General features: G+C 72.9%; 19 protein-coding genes. 15 read left to right on the top strand and 4 right to left on the bottom strand.

Annotated elements, in window-relative coordinates:
- Window positions 1–17 precede the first annotated feature (17 nt).
- On the bottom strand, window positions 18–530 hold the full coding sequence (locus V1258_RS11945) for an inorganic diphosphatase (protein ID WP_329744982.1): 513 nt from the start codon (window positions 528–530) through the stop codon (window positions 18–20).
- A 67-nt stretch (window positions 531–597) separates the two neighbouring features.
- Between V1258_RS11945 and V1258_RS11940 the strand changes: the two genes are divergently transcribed.
- From V1258_RS11940 to V1258_RS11870, 15 genes are all read left to right on the top strand, one after another.
- Window positions 598–2,007: a D-alanyl-D-alanine carboxypeptidase/D-alanyl-D-alanine-endopeptidase gene (locus tag V1258_RS11940; RefSeq protein ID WP_329749891.1), complete on the top strand. Its 1,410-nt coding sequence runs from the start codon at window positions 598–600 to the stop codon at window positions 2,005–2,007.
- Entirely contained in the window at window positions 2,007–3,101 is a 1,095-nt protein-coding gene (gene tilS, locus V1258_RS11935) for a tRNA lysidine(34) synthetase TilS (protein WP_329749890.1), read from the top strand. Before V1258_RS11940 ends, tilS begins: the two co-directional genes overlap by 1 nt.
- 41 nt (window positions 3,102–3,142) lie before the next feature.
- On the top strand, window positions 3,143–3,697 hold the full coding sequence (gene hpt / locus V1258_RS11930) for a hypoxanthine phosphoribosyltransferase (protein ID WP_329744985.1): 555 nt from the start codon (window positions 3,143–3,145) through the stop codon (window positions 3,695–3,697).
- Window positions 3,698–3,699: 2 nt separating this feature from the next.
- The gene (ftsH, locus tag V1258_RS11925; protein ID WP_329749889.1) at window positions 3,700–5,769 is read left to right on the top strand and encodes an ATP-dependent zinc metalloprotease FtsH; all 2,070 of its coding nucleotides are present in this window, start codon (window positions 3,700–3,702) and stop codon (window positions 5,767–5,769) included.
- Window position 5,770: 1 nt separating this feature from the next.
- The gene (gene folE / locus V1258_RS11920) at window positions 5,771–6,340 is read left to right on the top strand and encodes a GTP cyclohydrolase I FolE (RefSeq protein WP_329744987.1); all 570 of its coding nucleotides are present in this window, start codon (window positions 5,771–5,773) and stop codon (window positions 6,338–6,340) included.
- Between the two features lies 1 nt (window position 6,341).
- Window positions 6,342–7,202, top strand: coding sequence for a dihydropteroate synthase (folP, locus tag V1258_RS11915; protein WP_329749888.1), 861 nt, complete (start codon window positions 6,342–6,344; stop codon window positions 7,200–7,202).
- A complete protein-coding gene (folK, locus tag V1258_RS11910; protein WP_329749887.1) occupies window positions 7,199–8,122 on the top strand; it encodes a 2-amino-4-hydroxy-6-hydroxymethyldihydropteridine diphosphokinase in 924 nt (307 codons plus the stop codon). Before folP ends, folK begins: the two co-directional genes overlap by 4 nt.
- A complete protein-coding gene (locus tag V1258_RS11905) occupies window positions 8,119–8,628 on the top strand; it encodes a DUF3180 domain-containing protein (RefSeq protein ID WP_329749886.1) in 510 nt (169 codons plus the stop codon). Before folK ends, V1258_RS11905 begins: the two co-directional genes overlap by 4 nt.
- Before the next feature lie 134 nt (window positions 8,629–8,762).
- On the top strand, window positions 8,763–9,434 hold the full coding sequence (locus V1258_RS11900) for a PH domain-containing protein (RefSeq protein ID WP_329749885.1): 672 nt from the start codon (window positions 8,763–8,765) through the stop codon (window positions 9,432–9,434).
- Window positions 9,431–11,050 carry a PH domain-containing protein gene (locus V1258_RS11895; protein ID WP_329749884.1) on the top strand — a complete coding sequence of 540 codons (1,620 nt, stop codon included), beginning with the start codon at window positions 9,431–9,433 and terminating at the stop codon, window positions 11,048–11,050. Before V1258_RS11900 ends, V1258_RS11895 begins: the two co-directional genes overlap by 4 nt.
- A complete protein-coding gene (locus V1258_RS11890; protein WP_329749883.1) occupies window positions 11,047–11,949 on the top strand; it encodes a Rossmann-like and DUF2520 domain-containing protein in 903 nt (300 codons plus the stop codon). The genes V1258_RS11895 and V1258_RS11890 overlap by 4 nt, the downstream gene beginning before the upstream one ends.
- A complete protein-coding gene (panC, locus tag V1258_RS11885) occupies window positions 11,946–12,809 on the top strand; it encodes a pantoate--beta-alanine ligase (RefSeq protein WP_329749882.1) in 864 nt (287 codons plus the stop codon). Before V1258_RS11890 ends, panC begins: the two co-directional genes overlap by 4 nt.
- A gap of 43 nt (window positions 12,810–12,852) precedes the next feature.
- Complete coding sequence (gene lysS / locus V1258_RS11880) at window positions 12,853–14,361, top strand: lysine--tRNA ligase (protein WP_329749881.1); 1,509 nt, start codon at window positions 12,853–12,855, stop codon at window positions 14,359–14,361.
- 1 nt (window position 14,362) lies between these two features.
- Window positions 14,363–14,566 (top strand): hypothetical protein, encoded by a 204-nt coding sequence (locus V1258_RS11875; RefSeq protein WP_329744996.1) that lies wholly within the window; start codon window positions 14,363–14,365, stop codon window positions 14,564–14,566.
- A 90-nt stretch (window positions 14,567–14,656) separates the two neighbouring features.
- Window positions 14,657–14,995 (top strand): histone-like nucleoid-structuring protein Lsr2, encoded by a 339-nt coding sequence (locus V1258_RS11870; protein WP_329744997.1) that lies wholly within the window; start codon window positions 14,657–14,659, stop codon window positions 14,993–14,995.
- A gap of 116 nt (window positions 14,996–15,111) precedes the next feature.
- On the opposite strand, the gene V1258_RS11865 is transcribed toward V1258_RS11870, so the two are convergent.
- Genes V1258_RS11865 through V1258_RS11855 form a run of 3 tightly spaced genes read right to left on the bottom strand, consistent with a single transcriptional unit; the run spans window position 15,112 to window position 18,427 of the window.
- Window positions 15,112–16,068: an aldose 1-epimerase family protein gene (locus V1258_RS11865; RefSeq protein ID WP_329749880.1), complete on the bottom strand. Its 957-nt coding sequence runs from the start codon at window positions 16,066–16,068 to the stop codon at window positions 15,112–15,114.
- Window positions 16,065–16,841, bottom strand: a complete 777-nt coding sequence (locus V1258_RS11860; protein WP_329749879.1) for a LutC/YkgG family protein — start codon at window positions 16,839–16,841, stop codon at window positions 16,065–16,067. The genes V1258_RS11865 and V1258_RS11860 overlap by 4 nt, the downstream gene beginning before the upstream one ends.
- Window positions 16,838–18,427 (bottom strand): lactate utilization protein B, encoded by a 1,590-nt coding sequence (locus V1258_RS11855; protein ID WP_329749878.1) that lies wholly within the window; start codon window positions 18,425–18,427, stop codon window positions 16,838–16,840. Before V1258_RS11855 ends, V1258_RS11860 begins: the two co-directional genes overlap by 4 nt.
- Window positions 18,428–18,435: the final 8 nt, after the last annotated feature.

Below are 18,435 nucleotides of genomic sequence, written 5' to 3'. Positions count from 1 at the left end.
GGACGGCCCCTCGGGGATCAGACGTCCTGCGTGAACTCGTTGGCGTGCTCGGTGCCGATCGCGCGCTGGTACGAGCGGCGGATCTCCGCCTCCGCGTCGGAGCGGCCCTCCCAGTGGGCGCCCTCGACGCTCTTGCCGGGCTCGAGGTCCTTGTAGACCTCGAAGAAGTGCTGGATCTCGAGGCGGTGGAACTCCGAGACGTCGGTCAGCTCCTGGCGGCGCACCTGGCGGCGGTCGCCCACCGGCACTGCGATGATCTTGTCGTCGCCGCCGGCCTCGTCGCGCATGCGGAACATGCCGAGCGCGCGGCAGCGGATCAGGCAGCCCGGGAACGTGGGCTCCTCGAGCAACACCAGGCAGTCCAGCGGGTCTCCGTCCTCGCCGAGGGTGCCCTCGATGAATCCGTAATCATCCGGATAGCGGGTGGCGGTGAACAGCATGCGGTCCAGACGGATGCGCCCGTTGTGGTGGTCCACCTCGTACTTGTTCCGGTTCCCGCGAGGGATCTCGATGGTCACGTCGAATTCCACGACAGCCGCTCCGTTGCTCCGGCCCTGAGGCCTTGGGTATTGACCGGGACACCATATCGTTAAGGCCATGGGCTTCAGGGCATCTGACCGGGTATGGCGGGCGACGGCGATCGTGCTGTGCGCCGCGGTGCCGGCGAGCTTCTACGTGCTCGGCGACCTCACCGACGCCTTCCCCGGTGTGCTCACCCTCGAGCGTCGGGAAGAGGGGACCGCGGCGGGTCCCCCGGCTCGCGCCGAGGGCTTCGAGCGCGTCACCCCCGCCGAGCCCGGCCCCACCATCACCTCCGGGGTCGACGCCGATCAGTCCGCTGACCTGGAGCAGCGCATGGCCGCGCATGCGGATCTGCCGGTGGTCGCCGGCGGTCTCGCCTTCTCCGTCGTCGACGTCGGGACCGGGGAGCAGATCGCCGCGCGGGACGCCGACACCGCGCGGATCCCCGCCTCCACCCTCAAGCTGCTCACCGCCGCCGCCGTGCTGCGGCTCTACACTGGCGAGGAGGTGCTCACCACGCGGGCGGTGGTGCAGGACGGCACCATCACCCTCCAGGGAGGGGGTGACATGACTCTCTCCGAAGAGGACCTGCGCGGGCTCGCCGAGGACGCTGCGGCCCTCGCCCGGGAGCAGGGCACGACCGAGGTGTCCCTCGTGCTCGACGCGGACTACATCGTCGGCGGGCAGAACCCGGCCTGGGGCGCGAACGGCACCGCCGGCGGCTGGGTCGCGCCCACCGCCTCCCTCGCCGTCGACGAGGGGTGGCTGGATGCGGAGCAGTACGGCCCGAAGTCCACCGACCCCGCGGGCGACGCCGCCGCGCTCTTCGCCCAGCTCCTCGGCGCGCAGGGCCTCACGGTGACCGGCGAGATCACCACGGGGCAGGCCCCGGCCGACGCCCCCGCCGCCGAGGTGCACTCCGAGAGCATCGGCGAGATCGTCCGGCACACCCTGGAGATCTCCGACAACACCACCGCCGAGCTCCTCGCCCACCTCGTGGCGCTGGGCCGCGGCGAGGCGACCACCCCGGAGTCCGCGGCCGCCGCCGTCGAGGCCGAGGTGCGCGAGCTCGCCGCCGAGGCGGGCGTCCCCGAGGCGGACCTCGAAGCGCTCGAGATCCGGGACGGCTCCGGACTCTCGCGCGACAACCGGGTCCCTCCCGCCCTGCTGGCCGCGGTCCTCGGCGAGGTGGCCGCGGGGACCGTCCCCCAGCTGCAGCAGATCCTCTTCGACGTCCCGATCGCCGGGCTCTCCGGGACCCTCGCCTCCCGCTTCGACGAGGAGGACACCGAGGTCGCCCGCGGCGTGGTGCGCGGCAAGACCGGCTACCTCGGCGGCGCCTCGACCCTCGCCGGGGTGACGGTGCTGCCCGACGGCCGCATCGTCGCCTACTCGATCGTCGTGCACGGATTCGACGGCGCCGACGCCGCGGCGGCCCGCGCCGCCGTCGACCAGGTCGCCGCCGAGATGGTGCAGGACTCCTGATGGCCGGTCCGCCCCCCGTCGTCGCCCGGGCCCGCACCGCGGTGCGCGCCGCGCTCACCGCGCGCCTTGAGCAGCTGGCCGACGACACCGCCGCCGGGACTCTCGCCCCCCGGCTGCTCGTGGGCGTGAGCGGCGGCGCGGATTCCCTGGCGCTGCTCGCGACCACCCGCTGGGTGGGGGAGCGGATGGGGCTGGAGACCGAGGCGGCGATCGTCGACCATGCCCTGCAGCACGACTCGGCGCAGGTCGCCGAGCGCGCCGCCAACCAGGCCGAGCGGCTCGGCGCCACCGCCCACGTGCTCCGCGTCGCCGTGGACCGCGACGCCCCCGGTGGACTGGAGAGCGCGGCCCGCGACGCCCGCCACGCCGCCCTCGAGCTCCTCCTCGCCGACCGGGGCGGCCTCGCCCTCCTCCTCGGCCACACCCTCGACGATCAGGCGGAGCAGGTGCTCATGGGACTCGCCCGCGGTGCCGGACCGCGCGCCCTCGCGGGCATCCCCCGGGCGCGCGGCCCGCTCCTGCGGCCCTTCCTGGGCACTGGCCGGGACGAGACCACGGCCCTGCGCCGCGGAGACACCGAGGAGATCTGCCGCCTCCACGACCTCGAGTGGTGGGAGGACCCGATGAACGCCGACGAGACCCTTCTCCGAGCGCGCGTGCGGCACCGGGCGCTGCCGCTGCTGCGGGAGATCCTCGGCGAGCAGATCGACGAGAACCTCGCCCGTACCGCGGACCTCGTGCGACCCGACGTCGACCACCTCGACGCCGCCGCCCGCGACGGGCTCGAGGCGCTGCGGCGGGACGGCGGCGCGCTGCGGACCGAGGACGATCTGCTGCTGCTCGACGTGCACGCCCTCGCCGCGCTGCCCGCCCCGGTCCGCACCCGGATCCTGCGCGACGCGACCCGCGCCGCACAGGCCGCGGCGCGCGAGCTCGGCGCCGTCCCCGCGACCAAGTCCCTGCTGCGCCGCCAGGTGCTCGCCCTCGATGCCCTCGTCGTCTCATGGCACGGTCAGGCAGGCGTGCCCGTTCCGGGTAGGATCGAGGTCGCTCGCCGCGACGGCCTGCTGGTGTGGCGCCGGTCGGATCCGTGAGCCGCGGCGGCGCACCCACACCTTCCACCGAGGAGTACCGCGTGCCCCAGACGCACATCCACCCCGATGTCGAGCGCGTCCTGCTGGATCAGCAGCAGATCAGCGACCGGCTGAGCGAGATCGGCGCACAGATCGCCGCGGACTACGCGGACGAGCCCCCGATCCTCGTGGGCGTCCTCAAGGGTGCGGTCATGGTCATGGCCGACCTCGCGCGCGCCGTGGACCTCACGGTGGAGATGGACTGGATGGCCGTCTCCTCCTACGGCTCGGGCACCAAGTCCTCCGGGGTCGTCCGCATCCTCAAGGACCTCTCCGCGGACATCTCCGGGCGCAACGTGCTCATCGTCGAGGACATCATCGACTCGGGCCTGACGCTCAAGTGGCTGCTCTCCAACCTCCGCTCCCGGGGGCCGAAGTCCGTCGAGATCTGCACCCTGCTGCGCAAGCCCGAGGCGGCGCGCGTCGAGATCGACGTCCGCTACGTCGGCTTCGACATCCCCAACGAGTTCGTCATCGGCTACGGGCTCGACTACGCCGAGGTGTATCGCAACCTGCCCTACGTCGGCGTCCTCAAGCGCTCCGTCTACGAGAGCTGATCATGGCCGAGACCTCCTCCCGCGGCCGCAGGAAGCGGCCGTTCACCTCGATCGCCCTGTGGATCCTGGTGGCCCTGCTCCTGGGCATGGCGCTCTTCACTCTCTTCGGCCGCGACGGCTACCAGCAGATCGACACCGAGCAAGGCCTCGCCCTGCTCGAGGGCGACACCGTCGAGCAGGCCCGCATCATCGGCGGCAACCAGCAGCGTGTCGACCTCGTGCTGACCGAGCCGTACGTCGACGGCGAGGAGGACAAGGGCACCCAGGTCCGCTTCAGCTACGTCGACGCCCGCGCCGAGGCCGTGGTGCAGGCCGTCGACGCGGCGCAGCCCGAGAAGGGCTACACCGACGAGATCGCCACCTCGTCCTGGTGGTCCACGCTGCTGCTGTCCTTCCTCCCGCTGCTGATATTCATCGGCCTGTTCTGGTTCCTGATCATGAACGCCCAGGGCGGCGGTCGGGCGATGCAGTTCGGCAAGTCCAAGGCGAAGCTGTTCAACAAGGAGGCCCCCAAGGTCACCTTCGCGGACGTCGCCGGCGCCGAGGAGGCCGTCGAGGAGCTCGACGAGATCAAGCAGTTCCTCGTCGACCCGGGCAAGTACCAGGCGGTCGGCGCGAAGATCCCCAAGGGCGTGCTGCTCTACGGCCCGCCCGGCACCGGCAAGACGCTGCTGGCCAAGGCCGTCGCCGGCGAGGCGAACGTACCCTTCTACTCGATCTCCGGCTCGGACTTCGTGGAGATGTTCGTGGGCGTCGGCGCGAGCCGCGTGCGCGACCTGTTCACCACCGCGAAGGAGAACGCCCCGGCGATCATCTTCATCGACGAGATCGACGCCGTCGGCCGCCATCGCGGCGCGGGCATGGGCGGCGGTCACGATGAGCGCGAGCAGACCCTGAACCAGATGCTCGTGGAGATGGACGGGTTCGACGAGAACCAGAACGTCATCCTCATCGCCGCGACCAACCGCGTCGACATCCTCGACCCGGCCCTGCTGCGCCCCGGCCGTTTCGACCGCCAGATCGCGGTGACCGCCCCGGACCTCAAGGGCCGCCTGCACATCCTCGGGGTGCACGCCAAGGGCAAGCCGCTCGCGCACGACGTCGACCTCGAGGCCGTCGCCAAGCGCACCATCGGCATGTCCGGCGCGGACCTGGCCAACGTGCTCAACGAGGCGGCGCTGCTGACGGCCCGCTCGGGCAACCAGATCATCGACAACCGGGCGCTCGACGAGGCGATCGACCGCGTCTCCATGGGCCCGCAGCGCTACTCGAAGGTCATGACGGAGCGCGAGCGCCAGATGACCGCGTACCACGAGGGCGGCCACGCCCTGGTCGCGGCGGCGATGAACAACTCCGCCCCGGTCACCAAGGTGACGATCCTGCCGCGCGGCCAGGCCGGCGGCTACACGATGGTCGTGCCCACCCAGGACCGCAACTACCAGTCCCGCAACGAGCTGCTGGACCGCCTCGCGTACGCGATGGGCGGCTACGCGGTGGAGGAGTCGATCTTCCACGACGTCACCACCGGCCCCAGCTCCGACCTGCAGAACGCCACCAAGATCGCCCGCACCATGGTCATGCAGCTGGGCATGAGCGAGGCCGTCGGCCAGGTCGCGCTCTCCGGCGACCAGGACGAGGTGTTCGTGGGCATGCAGCAGGGCCAGGCGCCCCGCTTCAGCGGCGAGACCGCGACCCTCGTCGACCAGGAGGTGCGCAAGCTCCTCGACGCCGCGCTCGACGAGGCCTGGGCCGTGATCGTGGAGAACCGGGACGTGCTGGACCGCCTGGTGGAGGAGCTCCTCGAGAAGGAGACCCTGAACGAGGCGGAGCTCGCCGAGATCTTCCGCGACGTGCGCAAGCGCCCGCTGCGCGAGGTGTGGGTCTCGAGCGCCGAGCGCCCGGCCCTCGAGGCCCCGACCGTCGGCGCGACCACCACCGCGACCGGCGCGGAGTCCCATGACGCGGGGGAGTCCCTGCAGCCCGGCGCTCCCGAGCTGCCGCATCCGGGCGGTGACGGCCCCGCGATCCCCGGCGCCCCGGGGCACGACGCGACCGGCGGGACGGACCACTGAGGTGGCCGTCGACCACGCCCGCGTCGAGGCCGCGGTCCGGGAGATCCTCGCCGGCATCGGCGAGGACCCCGACCGCGACGGCCTGAGAGACACCCCCGCCCGGGTCGCCCGCATGTACGCCGAGGTCTTCGAGGGCCTCGATCAGGATGCGCGCGAGCCGCTCTCGACCCGCTTCGAGATCGAGCACCAGGAGCTGGTGCTCGTGCGGGGCATCCGCTTCCACTCGATGTGCGAGCACCACCTGCTGCCGTTCATCGGCACCGCCCACGTGGGATACATCCCCGGCGGCGGTGCCGTGACCGGACTCAGCAAGCTCGCCCGCCTGGTGCACGTCTACGCCCGGCGCCCCCAGGTGCAGGAGCGCCTGACCTCCCAGATCGCCGATGCCCTCGCCGAGGAGCTGGGCGCCGCCGGGGTGATCGTCGTGATCGAGGCGGAGCACATGTGCATGTCGATGCGCGGCGTGCGCGCCGAGGGCGCCGACACCGTCACCAGCGCCGTGCGGGGCATGCTGCGCGACAGCGCGAGCACCCGTGCGGAGGCGATGAGCCTCATCCATCGAGGACGCTGAGATGGACCGCACCCCGCGACGCGGCCCCGACGGCCTGCCCGCCCGGCTCGGCGGCGACGACACCCTCGTCATGGGCGTCCTGAACGTCACGCCCGACTCCTTCTCTGACGGCGGGGAGCACGATCGCGCGCCGGAGGCGATCGCCCACGGTCGACGGCTCGTCGCCGAGGGAGCGGACATCGTCGACATCGGCGGCGAGTCCACCCGCCCGGGTGCGCCCCGCGTGGACGAGGAGGAGGAGCTGCGCCGGGTGGTCCCGGTGGTCCGCGCCCTCGCCGCGGAGGGCGTCGTGGTCAGCGTGGACACGATGCGCGCGGCCGTCGCGGTGGCGAGCGTCGAGGCCGGCGCCCTGATCGTCAACGACGTCTCCGCGGGGCTCGCCGACGCCGAGATGGGCACCATCGCCGCCACGCTGCGCACGCGCCTGGGCACCCCGCCGGTGTTCGTGGCGATGCACTGGCGCGGGCACAGCGACGTGATGAACCGGCTGACCGACTACGGCGACGTCGCGCGCGACAGCGCCGCCGAGCTCGAGGACCGGCTGACGGCCCTGCGCGCGGCCGGCGTAGAGGACCGCTTCCTGGTCGCCGACCCGGGGCTCGGGTTCTCGAAGACCGGCGAGCAGAACTGGGAGGTCCTCGCCGACTGGGACTCCCTGACCTCCCACGGTCTGCCGGTGCTGATCGGGGCCTCCCGCAAGCGATTCGTGAGCGCGCTCGGCGTGGATCGCGACGCCGCGACCGCGGCGATCAGCGCCTACAGCGCCGAACGCGGCGCCTGGGCCGTGCGCGTCCACTCCGTGCAGCCCACCGTGGCCGCGGTGCGGGTCGGGGATCGTCTGCGCCGGAGCAGGCGCGCATGAGCCCGATCGTGCAGAGCGTGCCGCGCGACGGCGCCGACGGCCTGCTGGACCGCATCGAGGTGTCCGGCATCCGCGCCTGGGGCCGCCACGGCGTGCTCGCGGCGGAGAAGGAGCTGGGGCAGGAGTTCGGCGCCGACGTCACGCTGCACCTGTGGACCGGCCCCGCGGGTCGGGCGGACGCCCTCTCGCGCACGGTGAACTACGCAGTGGTCGCCGAGGCGGTCGCCGAGGAGATCACGACCGGCTCCCACGACCTCGTGGAGACGCTCGCCGAGCGGATCGCCGCGCGGATCCTCGAGGACGTGGGACGTCCGCTGGTGCGCCGGGTGGGGGTGCGGATCCACAAGCCCGCGGCCCCCGTCGGCCGACCCATCGGCGATGTGACCGTCACGATCGAGCGCGACGCGGCCCCGGTGTCCGGCGTCCTCGCCCTCGGCGGCAACCTCGGCGACCGCGTGCAGATCCTCGAGCGGGCCCTCGCCTCCCTCGCCGCGCACCCGCTGGTGGACGTCGAATGGACCGGACCCGTGCTCGAGACGGCCCCCGTCGGCGGTCCCGACGGGCAGGGGGCCTTCCTGAACTCGGTCGTCGGCGTGCGAACCGCGCTGGGCCCCTTCGCCCTGCTGGACCTCGCCCACCGCCTCGAGCGGGAGGCGCGCCGGGAGCGGCTCGTGCGCTGGGGGCCGCGCACCCTGGACGTCGACCTGATCGCCTACGGCGACCTGCGCAGCGCGGACGAGGAGCTCACCCTCCCGCATCCGCGCGCCCACGAGCGCGCGTTCGTGCTCGCCCCGTGGCATGCGGCCCGGCCGGAGGCCGAGCTGCCCGGACACGGCTCGATCGCGGCCCTGCTCGAGGGCGCCGCGGATCGTGGCGATCTCGCCCCGGGCCCCGAGATCGCGGGATTCGGGCGTCCATGAAGCCGCTGAGCATCCCGGCGCTGGTGCTGATCACCGTCGTCGGCGCCGGACTGGGTGCGCAGATGATGGAGACCCTCGCCACGCGCGGCCACTCGCTGCCGATCGCCGGCTGGCTGACCACGCTGGTCGAGCTGGTGCTGTGCGCCGTCCTCCTCGCCTACGGCCTGCCGATGCGCCGTTATCTCGCCGAGAGCGAGGAGCGGCGCCTGCACCCCAGTCTCACCCGGCGCCGGCATCAGATCGACCTGCCCACCGCGTATCGCACGGTGCTGCTGGCCCGGGCCTGCGCGTACACGGGGGCGGTCGTCGGCGGGCTGTTCAGCGGCCAGGCGCTGTTCCTGACCATCACCGGCACCGGCGACCCGCTGAGCGGGATCCTGCCCACCGCCGCCGCGGCCCTCGCGGGGCTCGCCCTCGGGGTCCTCGGCGTGGTCGTGGAGCGCTGGGGGACGCTGCCGCCCGAGGACGGCGAGCAGGGTGCCGAGGGGGCCGGGGCCGGGTCCTGAGCCGGACCCCTTTCCCGGGTCGGCCCGGCGAGGCCGCGGGCCGACGATGATCGCCGCGGACATCGACCATCGACGGGTCATCCCGCGCCGGGCGTCGCAGGCCGGGTGCCCGCGAGGATGACACGATGGGGCGCATGACCGACGCGCCCGATCCGGCTCTGCCCGCGCCGCCGCCCGCCGCACCCCGACCCACGCCGCAGCCCGCCGCTCCGGTGCCGACGCCGCAGCCTGCCGCGCCGATGCCCGCGGCTGCGCCGCCAATGTCCGCCACGGCGCCGCACGAGCTCTCGCGGACGTCGCCGGAGATCTCCAACGCGCCGCCCGCCCGGCTCGGTGCGGCCGGGATGACCCCCGTCTCCGAGAAGCTGATCCCCGCGCGGTATCTCGGCGGGATCCCCGGCTATGCGTTCGGGCTGCTGCTGTTCGCCGGGGCGATCGTGGGCGCGGTCCTGACCTCCTGGTGGTGGATCGGGGCGCTCGGCGCGCTGCCGCTGATCGTGGTCGTGCAGGGACTGCTGTTCACCCCTCGGCGCGTGCGCGCCCTCGGCTATCGCGTGGGGGAGGAGGACCTCACCGTCGTCTCCGGCATCCTCTTCCGCACGGTCGAGACGGTCCCCTTCGGGCGCGTGCAGTCGGTCAACATCGGCGAGGGCCCCGTGGAGCGCCGCTACGGACTCGCCACGATCACCCTGGGCACCGCCCACAAGGACTCGGCCATCACGCTCCCCGGGTTGCCCCGTGAGGAGGCGGAGCGGCTGCGCACGCTGCTCACCGCGCGCGGCGTCGAGCTGATGGCGGCGCTGTGAGCACTTCCGAGCCCGCACCGGAGCGTGCCTCCGCCGCGGCCGGCGGATCCGATCCGATCCAGGCCCCGCCATCCGCTGCGGAGACTCCGCGACGGCGCACCCACCCGATCACCCCGCTGGTGACCGGATGGAAGGTTGTCGTCGGCATCATCGCCGTGGCCACGGCGCAGAACATCTCGCAGCTGGTCGGCGAGTTCGACCCGCGCCGCCTCCTGATCGGCCTGGGCCTGGTGACCCTCGCCATCGTGGTCGCGGTCCTGTTCTCGACGCTCAGCTGGTGGTTCACCACCTACGCGGTCGATGACGACGGGGTCTCCGTGCACCGCGGGGTGTTCAGCCGCTCGCGCGAGTATGCCCCGCGCGCCCGCATCGAGTCGGTCTCTGTCGAACGGCCGCTGCTGGCCCGGATCCTGGGCCTCGCGAAGGTGCGCGTCGAGGTCGCCGGCGGCGGCGAGTCCTCCCTGGACATCGAGTACGTGAGCTCCGCGCGGGCCGAGGAGCTGCGGCTCGGCATCCTCCAGATCGCGGCAGGCGGGCGCCCCGAGGGACCCGTGGCGGCGGCCGGCGGCGAGGCCGCTGCGCCGGACGCTGCCCCCGGACACCACGAGGGCGGTGCGGAGCCGACGGCGGCCCCTCGGGGCGGCCGGCTCGACGCGCTGCTGCACGACGGGGTCACCGACGGCGAGCTGATCGCCCGCATCCCCACCGAGCGCCTGGTGCGCTCCCTGCTGCGGGACCTCGGTTTCCTCACCGGCGTGCTCATGAGCATCCTCGGCGTGGCCGTCGCCATCGCCCTCGCGATCTGGCAGGAAGGGTTCTCGCCCGCGATCCTCCTCGCCCTGCTGCCCACGGTGATCGCCGTGCCGCGGTACGTCTTCGGTCGCATCGACGCCGGGTGGGGCTTCGTCTCCCGCGACACCGACCGCGGCCTGCGGATGCGGCGCGGCCTGCTGAACACCCGCACCGACAACATCGCGGCCGGCCGCATCCAGGGCCTCGAGCTGCGCCGACCCGTCCTCTGGCGGGCGCCGGGATGGACCGCCGTGACGGCGACCGTCGCCGGGATCGACGAGGACGACGAGAACGGACCGACGAGCGTGCTCCCCGTCGGCACCCGCGGGGAACTGCGCGACACCCTCCGTCGGCTCAGCACCCCGCTGGGCACGACGGACGACCTCGCCGTCGTCGAGCACCTGCTCACCGCCCCGGCGCGCAGCATCGAGGGCCTGCGCGCCCCCGTGCGCTGGGCCTGGATCGCGCGGCGCACCCGCGTCACCGTGCTCCTGCCGGGGGCCCTGGTGCACCGCAGCGGCATCCTCGCGCGCCGCCTCGAGATCGTGCCCCGCGAGCGGATCCAGCAACTCTCGGTCGGGGACGATCCGATCGCCCGTCGCCTCGGGATCCTCGACCTCACGGTCCGCACCGCGGGCGACGAGCTGACCCTGGACAGCCTCCCGCGGGCCGAGGTGCTCGGCCTCCACGCGACCCTCGCCGCCGACGCCCGCACGCTTCGCCGCTACCGCGATCGGGACAGCTGGCTGCAGCCGCTGCTCACCGCGGGCGCAGCCGGCGGCCCTGCCGAACCCGTGCATGCCGCCGAGGAGGCCGGGCGATGACCCCGCCCCGCCTCGGCATCGGCGTGATCGGCGCGGGTCGCGTCGGCGCCGTGCTCGGAGCGGCACTGCGCGCCCAGGGCCACGGGATCCTCGGCGCGTACGCCGTCTCCGACGCCTCGAGGGCCCGGGCCGCGGAGCTGCTGCCCGGCGTCCCTCTGCTCGACGTCCCCGCGATCGTCGAGCGCAGCGAACTGCTGCTGCTCGCCGTGCCCGACGACCAGCTCGGCCCGCTCGCGGCCGGGATCGCCGCGACCGGCCTCGCCCCCGGGGGACAGCTCGTCGTCCACACCTCGGGCCGCTACGGCACCGAGGTGCTCGCCCCGCTCGCCGAGGCCGGCTGCGCGCCGCTCGCCCTGCACCCCGCGATGACCTTCACGGGCACCTCCGCGGACCTCCCGCGTCTGGTCGGCTGCCCCATGGCGGTGACCGCCGCCGAGGAGTTCCTGCCCGTCGCGGCGGCTCTCGTCGTCGAGCTCGGCGGGGAGGCGGTGGTGATTCTCGAGGGGGACCGGCCGACGTACCACGCCGCGCTCGCCCATGCCGCGAACCACCTGGTGGTGCTCGTGGACCAGTCCCGCGAGGTGCTGCGCCGGCTCGGGATCGACGATCCCGGCGCCTATCTCCGACCGCTGCTCGAGGCGGCCCTGGACGAGTCTCTGCGCCGCGGGAGCCGGGCGCTCACCGGACCGGTCATCCGCGGCGACGCGGGCACCGTCGCCGCCCATCTCGCGGCCCTCGAGGACCTCGACGCCACTGCCGCGGACCCGGGCACGGCGGATCTCGGCGCGACCTACCGGGCCCTCGCGCTCGCGGCCCTCGCGCGTGCGACACTCGCCCCGGGCGACCGGGATGCGATCCGGGCGCTGCTCGCGGAGAGCACCACCGAGGAGGACGCATGACCCCTGCCGCCGGCACCACCCCCAGAACGACGCTCGTGAGGACGAAGGCGGAGCTGCGCACCCACCGCGCCGCGCTCCGCGGGAGCGTCGCCCTGGTCCCCACGATGGGTGCCCTGCACGACGGGCACCTCGCCCTCGTCGCCCGCGCCCGCGAGCTCTGCGACCACGTGATCCTCTCCGACTTCGTGAACCCCCTGCAGTTCGGGCCAGGAGAGGACTACGAGGCCTATCCGCGGGACCTCGAGGCGGACCTCGCCGCCGTCGACGGCCTCGTCGACCTGGTCTTCGCCCCCTCTGTCGAGGAGATGTACCCGGTCCTGCCGCCGACGGTCTCGGTCACCGCGGGCGCCGCCGGCACGATCCTCGAGGGTGCCGCCCGGCCCGGCCACTTCGACGGGGTCGTCACCGTGGTCACCAAGCTGCTCCAGCTGACCACCCCGGATGTGGCGGTCTTCGGGCGCAAGGACGCCCAGCAGCTCGCGATCATCCAGGCCCTCGTCGCCGATCTCGACCTGCCCGTGCGGATCGAGCCGGTCGAGATCCAGCGCGAGCCCTCGGGTCTGGCCCGCTCGAGCCGCAACGTGTACCTCAGCGACGCGGGACGCGAGCGCGCCCTCGTCCTCTCCCGCACTCTGGCCGCGGCCCGCGCCGCCGCCCCCTCGAACGCCGCCCTCCGCGCCGTGCTCCACGACGCCCTCCAGCGCGCCGAGATCGACTGGGCCTACGCCCTGGCGCTCGACCCGGCCACGCTCGAGGAGATCGACGCCGCGCATCGCGGCGAGGTGCTCGTGACGCTCGTCGGCCGCATCGAGGGAGTGCGCCTGCTCGACGCCGCTGTGGTGGTGGTGACAGAGGCCTGAGCCTGCAGGCATCGTCCGGGGCGCGGATGAGACAATCGCGGCCATGAGCGAGAACCTCCCTGCCCCGGACCAGACCGACACCTCCGATCAGGTGGCGGTCCGCAAGGCCAAGCGGGAGCGCCTGCTGGCGCGCGGGGAGGAGGCCTACCCCGTCTCCGTCCCGGTGACGACGAGCATCGCGGCGGTGCGCGCCGCGTACGGCCACCTCGAGGCGGGCCAGGAGACCGAGGACGTCGTGGGCGTCGCCGGGCGCGTCGTCTTCCAGCGCAGCACCGGCAAGCTCGCCTTCATCACCCTCCAGGACGGCGCCGGCGAGCGGCTCCAGGTGATGGCCTCCCTGGCCGAGATCGGGGAGGAGCGCCTCGCCGACCTCAAGGCCGATGTCGACCTCGGCGACCATGTGTTCTTCCACGGTCGCGTCGGCGCCTCCCGCCGCGGGGAGCTGAGCATCTTCGCCGACTCCTGGCAGATGGCCGCGAAGGCCGTCCGCCCGCTCCCGGTGCTGCACGCCGACCTCTCCGAGGAGTCGCGGGTGCGTCGCCGCTACGTCGACCTCATCGTGCGCCAGCAGGCGCGGGACACCGTCCGTCAGCGCGCCGAGGTCATGCACTCCCTGCGATCCTCCTTCCGCGAGCGGGACTTCGTCGAGGTCGAGACCCCGATGCTGCAGGTCGTCCCCTCGGGGGCGGCGGCTCGTCCGTTCGTGACCCACATGAACGCCTTCGACCTCGACCTCTTCCTGCGCATCGCCCCGGAGCTCTTCCTCAAGCGGGCCGCCGTGGGCGGACTGGAGCGGGTGTTCGAGATCAATCGGAACTTCCGCAACGAGGGCGCCGATTCGACCCATTCCCCCGAGTTCGCGATGCTCGAGGCATATCAGGCATACGGGGACTACGACTCGATCGGTGATCTCACCCGATCCCTCGTCCAGGAGGCCGCGGAGCAGGCGACGGGATCGCAGATCGTCACCCTCGCCGACGGCTCCGAGTACGACTTCTCCGGGGAATGGAGGCAGATCACCGTCTACGGATCCCTCTCGGAATCCCTCGGGCAGGAGATCACCCCCGAGACCTCCGTCGAGGAGCTGCGCGCGATCGCGCGATCGCTCGATCTCGACCTGGACCACCCGCGCTTCGGGCACGGAAAGCTGGTCGAGGAGCTGTTCGAGCATCGCGTGGGCGACCACCTGTACGAGCCGACGTTCGTGCGCGACTTCCCCGTCGAGACCAGCCCGCTGGTGCGCGCCCACCGCTCCACTCCCGGCGTGGTCGAGAAGTGGGACCTGTACGTGCGCGGCTTCGAGCTCGGCACCGGCTACTCCGAGCTCGTCGACCCCGTCATCCAGCGCGAGCGCTTCGCCCAGCAGGCGCAGCTCGCGGCCCAGGGCGACGACGAGGCGATGCGGCTCGACGAGGACTTCCTCGAGGCGATGGAGTACGCCCTGCCCCCGACGGGCGGGATGGGCATGGGCGTGGATCGGCTGCTGATGGCCCTGACCGGCCTCGGTATCCGCGAGACGATCCTCTTCCCGCTGGTGAAGCCGGGGGCCTGAGATGGACAGCGGATTCTGGTTCGAGGCGGGGTCGCTGCTCCCGTCGATCGGTGTGGGCCTGCTCTTCTGGTTCGTGATCCGGGCGATGATGCGCGCGGATCGCGGGGAGCGGGAGGCGGACCGAATTGCGGAACACGAAATCCGCGAGGCGATGTCCCGCGAGGATTCCGTGAAGAATCAGACCCCGACACGCGAAATGGATTGATTCTCGCTCGGAGCATGTGGATACTGTGTGCAATCTCGGACTGATTCGGTCCGGAGCGCATTGCACCCCCATCGACGAGGGAGAACCCCTGTGGCACGAAAGACTTTTGTGGAGCTCATCGACGACCTTGACGGCGGAAAGGCCGAGCAGACGGTGAGCTTCGCCCTGGACGGCGTGGCCTACGAGATCGATCTCTCCGAGGAGAACGCCGCGAAGTTCCGCGAGGAGCTCGGCGCCTGGGCCGAGAAGGGCCGCCGCGTGGGCGGTCGCCGCGGCGGTCGCGCCGGCGGCTCCGCCCCCGCCAAGTCGGGATCCAACGATTCCTCGCGCATCCGCGAGTGGGCCCGCTCGGCCGGCTACGAGGTCCCCGACCGCGGCCGTATCTCGGGCACCATCCGCAAGGCCTACGAGGACGCGCACAAGGACTGATCACCGGACGTACCGCGCGTCCCGGACAGCGCGCGAGGGCCTGTCGCCGATCGGTGACAGGCCCTCGTCGTGCGTCCAGGGGTGGGACTCACCCGGGGGATCCCCGGGGAGACGCCTCACCAGCCGCGGATGCTCCAGGAGGCCTCGTGCTGCTGGCCCGGGGCGAGGCGCACCACGTCCGTGCCCGAGCGGAAGGCATCCGGCGGGCAGGTCATCGGCTCGACCGCGAGTCCGAGGCGGTTCTCCTCGGGCTCGGGCCGGTCACCGGTGTGCACCTGGAGCCAGCTGCACTCGGTGCCCGCGCTCATCTCCACCCCGGTGCCGCCGGGGGCGTCCAGGCGCACGCGGAAGGTCCCGTCGTCCTCACGGACCAGATCGGTGAACGCGTGATCGATGAAGAGATCCGCGATCGGCCGCGGCGACCGGAAGTCGAAGGGGTCGCCCGGTCCGACCGGCGCCGTGCCCGTCGGCAGCAGGCGGTCCTCGGTCACGGTCATCACCGTGCCGGCGCCCATCGTCAGGCTCCAGGTGTCCAGCGGCTCGGGGCCTGCGACGAGGTAGGGGTGCGGGCACACGCCGTAGGGCGCGTCCTGGCCGCCGAGGTTCAGGGCGGTGACCGTGCTGACCAGCCCGGCCTCTGGCTCGACGGCGTGGCGGACGGTGAGCAGCAGATGGAAGGGGTAGCCGGGGGAGGGGAACAGCTCGGTCCGCAGCACCACCTCGTCCCCGGAGACGCTGACCGGGACGAAGGCCTGGAAGGACACCAGCCCGTGGAGGGCGTTGCCGCGGTCCGGCTCGGTCAGGGCGGTCTGGATCTCCTGCCCGTCCCAGGTGTAGCGGCCGTCGCCGATCCGGTTCGGCCAGGGGGCGACGACCGCACCCCGGTATAAGCGCATCGGCCCCGACTCGGGGTTGCGCACCAACAGATCGCGACCGTCGACGGTGAGGTGCTCGACGGTCGCGCCGACCAGCGAGATCCCGGCGCGGTAGGGGCCGGCCGCGATCTCGAGCAGGTCGCCGCGGTCACGGGCGGCGACGGGGGTGCGGTCGGCGGGGACGGGGGTCTCGCTCATGCGGTGCGCTCCTGGCGGGGACGGGCGGCGGGGGAGGGTGCTGCGTCGGCGGGCTCGGGCTCGGGCTCGGGCTCCGGTTCGGGGTCGATGAGGACCACGTCGAGCCGGCGCGGTCCGTGCACGCCCTCGACGCGGTCCAGCTCGATGTCGCTCGTGGCGCTGGGCCCGGAGATCATGGTCCATGCCGCGCGGGCGTCCTCGGCCATCCGCTCGATGCCCTTCGGGACGCCGAGCACGACCTGCTCCGCCTCGACGACGATCACGTGATGGTCGGGGACGAGCGAGATCGCGCGACGACCGCCGGTCCCGTCCCCGCGCAGCACGATGGTGCCGGTCAGCGCGATCGCCGTGTGGCAGCCGGTGAGCACGGCGTCGATCCGGTCGAGATCCCGCGGGGTGGCGGTGCCGTCGTCGGTGGTGATCTCGGCGGTGACCCCGCTCGTCCACTCCGTCGGCAGGTCGGCGGGGACCACCACGGTGCGGGCCTCGCCGAGAGCGGCGGCGATCGTGGACGCCACGCCGGAGGGCGTCGTGCGGTGCACGGTCGCGGTGTAGTCCTCGAGCCGCTGGACGAGGACGTCGCGGATCTTGCCGGGGTCGGTGGAGACCTCCTGCTTGTCGTCGGCCCGCTGGTAGTCGCGGGGGACGTCCTCCGCCTCGGTCACCGCATCGCGGCGCGGTGCGGCCAGCGCGGTGCGGACCCGCGCGAGGATCTCCTCTTTCGCGCTCATTCCCGGGGTGCGGGTGGGGCGGGAGTCGGACCACTCGTTCATGCCTGCTCCTGTCCGTCGGCCGTCGGCCCGTCGGCGCCGTCCTCGGTGGCGGGGGCGGCGGAGGTGCTCCCGCCGCGCGCCTTCTCCTTCTCCCGCGCGTCCCACCAGGAGCGGAAGGACTGCCCCGGCTTGGGGAGATCGCGGTGGTCGGTCCAGCCGGGCACGAGCGGCAGGATCCCGGGGAGCTTGCCGATGTTCGCGCCGGGCAGCACCTTGGCGAAGGTCCCCGCCGAACGGACCGCGGCGTCGTAGGCGCGGGGCGAGGACATGAGCCGGCTCGCCCCCTTCAGCGCCACGTCCCAGGTGCCGTGGAACTCGCCGCGGGTCTCCCGACGGCGGTCGACGTCCTCGGCGCGCAGGTGCACCAGGATCTCGGGGATGTTGATCTTCACCGGGCACACGTCGTAGCACGCGCCGCACAGGCTCGAGGCATAGGGGAGCGTCGAGTTCGGGTCGTCCGTGCCGGAGGTGCCGGTCATCTGCGGGGAGAGGATCGCCCCGATCGGTCCGGGATAGGTCGAGCCGTAGGCGTGGCCGCCGGCGCGCGCGTAGACGGGGCAGACGTTCAGGCAGGCCGAGCAGCGGATGCAGTGCAGGGCGCTGCGCCCCTCGGGGTCCTCGAGCACCGCCGAGCGGCCGTTGTCCAGCAGCACCAGGTGGAACTCCTCGGGGCCGTCGCCCTCGTGCACCCCCGTGAACAGGGTCGTGTACGGGTTCATCCGCTCACCGGTCGAGGACCGGGGGAGGAGCTGCAGGAAGACCTCGAGATCCTGGAAGGTCGGCACGATCTTCTCGATCCCGACCACGGAGATGAGGGTCTTCGGCAGGGTGAGGCACATGCGCCCGTTCCCCTCGGACTCCACGACCACCAGGGTGCCGGTCTCGGCGACGGCGAAGTTCGCCCCGGAGATCGCGACCGACCCCGGCATGTCCAGGAACTTCTCGCGGAGGAAGCGGCGGGCGGCCTCGGCCAGCTCCTTCGGCTCATCGGTGATCGACGGGTCCAGGTCGGGCATGGCGGCGAGGAAGATCTCGCGGATCTCGGCGCGGTTGCGGTGGATCGCGGGGACCAGGATGTGCGACGGGGTGTCGTCGGCGAGCTGCACGATGAGCTCGGCGAGATCGGACTCGATGGCCCGGATCCCGGCGTGCTCGAGGGTCTCGTTCAGGCCGATCTCCTGGGTGGCCATCGACTTGACCTTGAGCACCTCGGTGGCCTGCCGCTCGAGGCAGAGCCGGGTGACGATGTCCCCCGCCTCCTCGGCGTCACGGGCCCAGTGCACCACGCCGCCCGCGGCGACGACGGACTCCTCCAGCTGCTCCAGCAGCTCCGGGAGATGATCGGTGACCTGCCACTTCAGGGCCGAGCCGGCATTGCGGAGCTTCTGCCAGTCACGCACCTCGCGGACCACTCCGGCGCGCTTGGCCTGGATCGTGGTCGTGGCATGGCGGAGGTTGCCGCGAAGGGTCTCGTTGCCCAGCTCGTCATGGGCCGCGGCCGGGAAGCCGCGCCCCCCGCGCAGGTTCGAGGAGGGGGAGGCGTGCTGCGGGCGGATGGTGGGGATGCCCAGGTTCACCGTGTTCATCGGGTCAT

Origin of the sequence: Brachybacterium sp. J153, assembly GCF_036311905.1 — a bacterium.
Lineage (GTDB): Bacteria > Actinomycetota > Actinomycetes > Actinomycetales > Dermabacteraceae > Brachybacterium.
Note: the sequence above shows the minus strand (reverse complement) of the source record. Positions and strands in the feature narration are given on the sequence as shown.

Bases quoted from the DNA above. Each gene is read 5' to 3' on its own strand.
- V1258_RS11940 (WP_329749891.1), top strand. From the start codon at position 598: ATGGGCTTCAGGGCATCTGACCGGGTATGGCGGGCGACGGCGATCGTG.
- tilS (WP_329749890.1), top strand. From the start codon at position 2,007: ATGGCCGGTCCGCCCCCCGTCGTCGCCCGGGCCCGCACCGCGGTGCGC.
- ftsH (WP_329749889.1), top strand. From the start codon at position 3,700: ATGGCCGAGACCTCCTCCCGCGGCCGCAGGAAGCGGCCGTTCACCTCG.
- folP (WP_329749888.1), top strand. From the start codon at position 6,342: ATGGACCGCACCCCGCGACGCGGCCCCGACGGCCTGCCCGCCCGGCTC.
- folK (WP_329749887.1), top strand. From the start codon at position 7,199: ATGAGCCCGATCGTGCAGAGCGTGCCGCGCGACGGCGCCGACGGCCTG.
- V1258_RS11905 (WP_329749886.1), top strand. From the start codon at position 8,119: ATGAAGCCGCTGAGCATCCCGGCGCTGGTGCTGATCACCGTCGTCGGC.
- V1258_RS11900 (WP_329749885.1), top strand. From the start codon at position 8,763: ATGACCGACGCGCCCGATCCGGCTCTGCCCGCGCCGCCGCCCGCCGCA.
- V1258_RS11890 (WP_329749883.1), top strand. From the start codon at position 11,047: ATGACCCCGCCCCGCCTCGGCATCGGCGTGATCGGCGCGGGTCGCGTC.
- panC (WP_329749882.1), top strand. From the start codon at position 11,946: ATGACCCCTGCCGCCGGCACCACCCCCAGAACGACGCTCGTGAGGACG.
- lysS (WP_329749881.1), top strand. From the start codon at position 12,853: ATGAGCGAGAACCTCCCTGCCCCGGACCAGACCGACACCTCCGATCAG.
- V1258_RS11875 (WP_329744996.1), top strand. From the start codon at position 14,363: ATGGACAGCGGATTCTGGTTCGAGGCGGGGTCGCTGCTCCCGTCGATC.
- V1258_RS11865 (WP_329749880.1), bottom strand. From the start codon at position 16,068: ATGAGCGAGACCCCCGTCCCCGCCGACCGCACCCCCGTCGCCGCCCGT.
- V1258_RS11860 (WP_329749879.1), bottom strand. From the start codon at position 16,841: ATGAACGAGTGGTCCGACTCCCGCCCCACCCGCACCCCGGGAATGAGC.
- V1258_RS11855 (WP_329749878.1), bottom strand. From the start codon at position 18,427: ATGAACACGGTGAACCTGGGCATCCCCACCATCCGCCCGCAGCACGCC.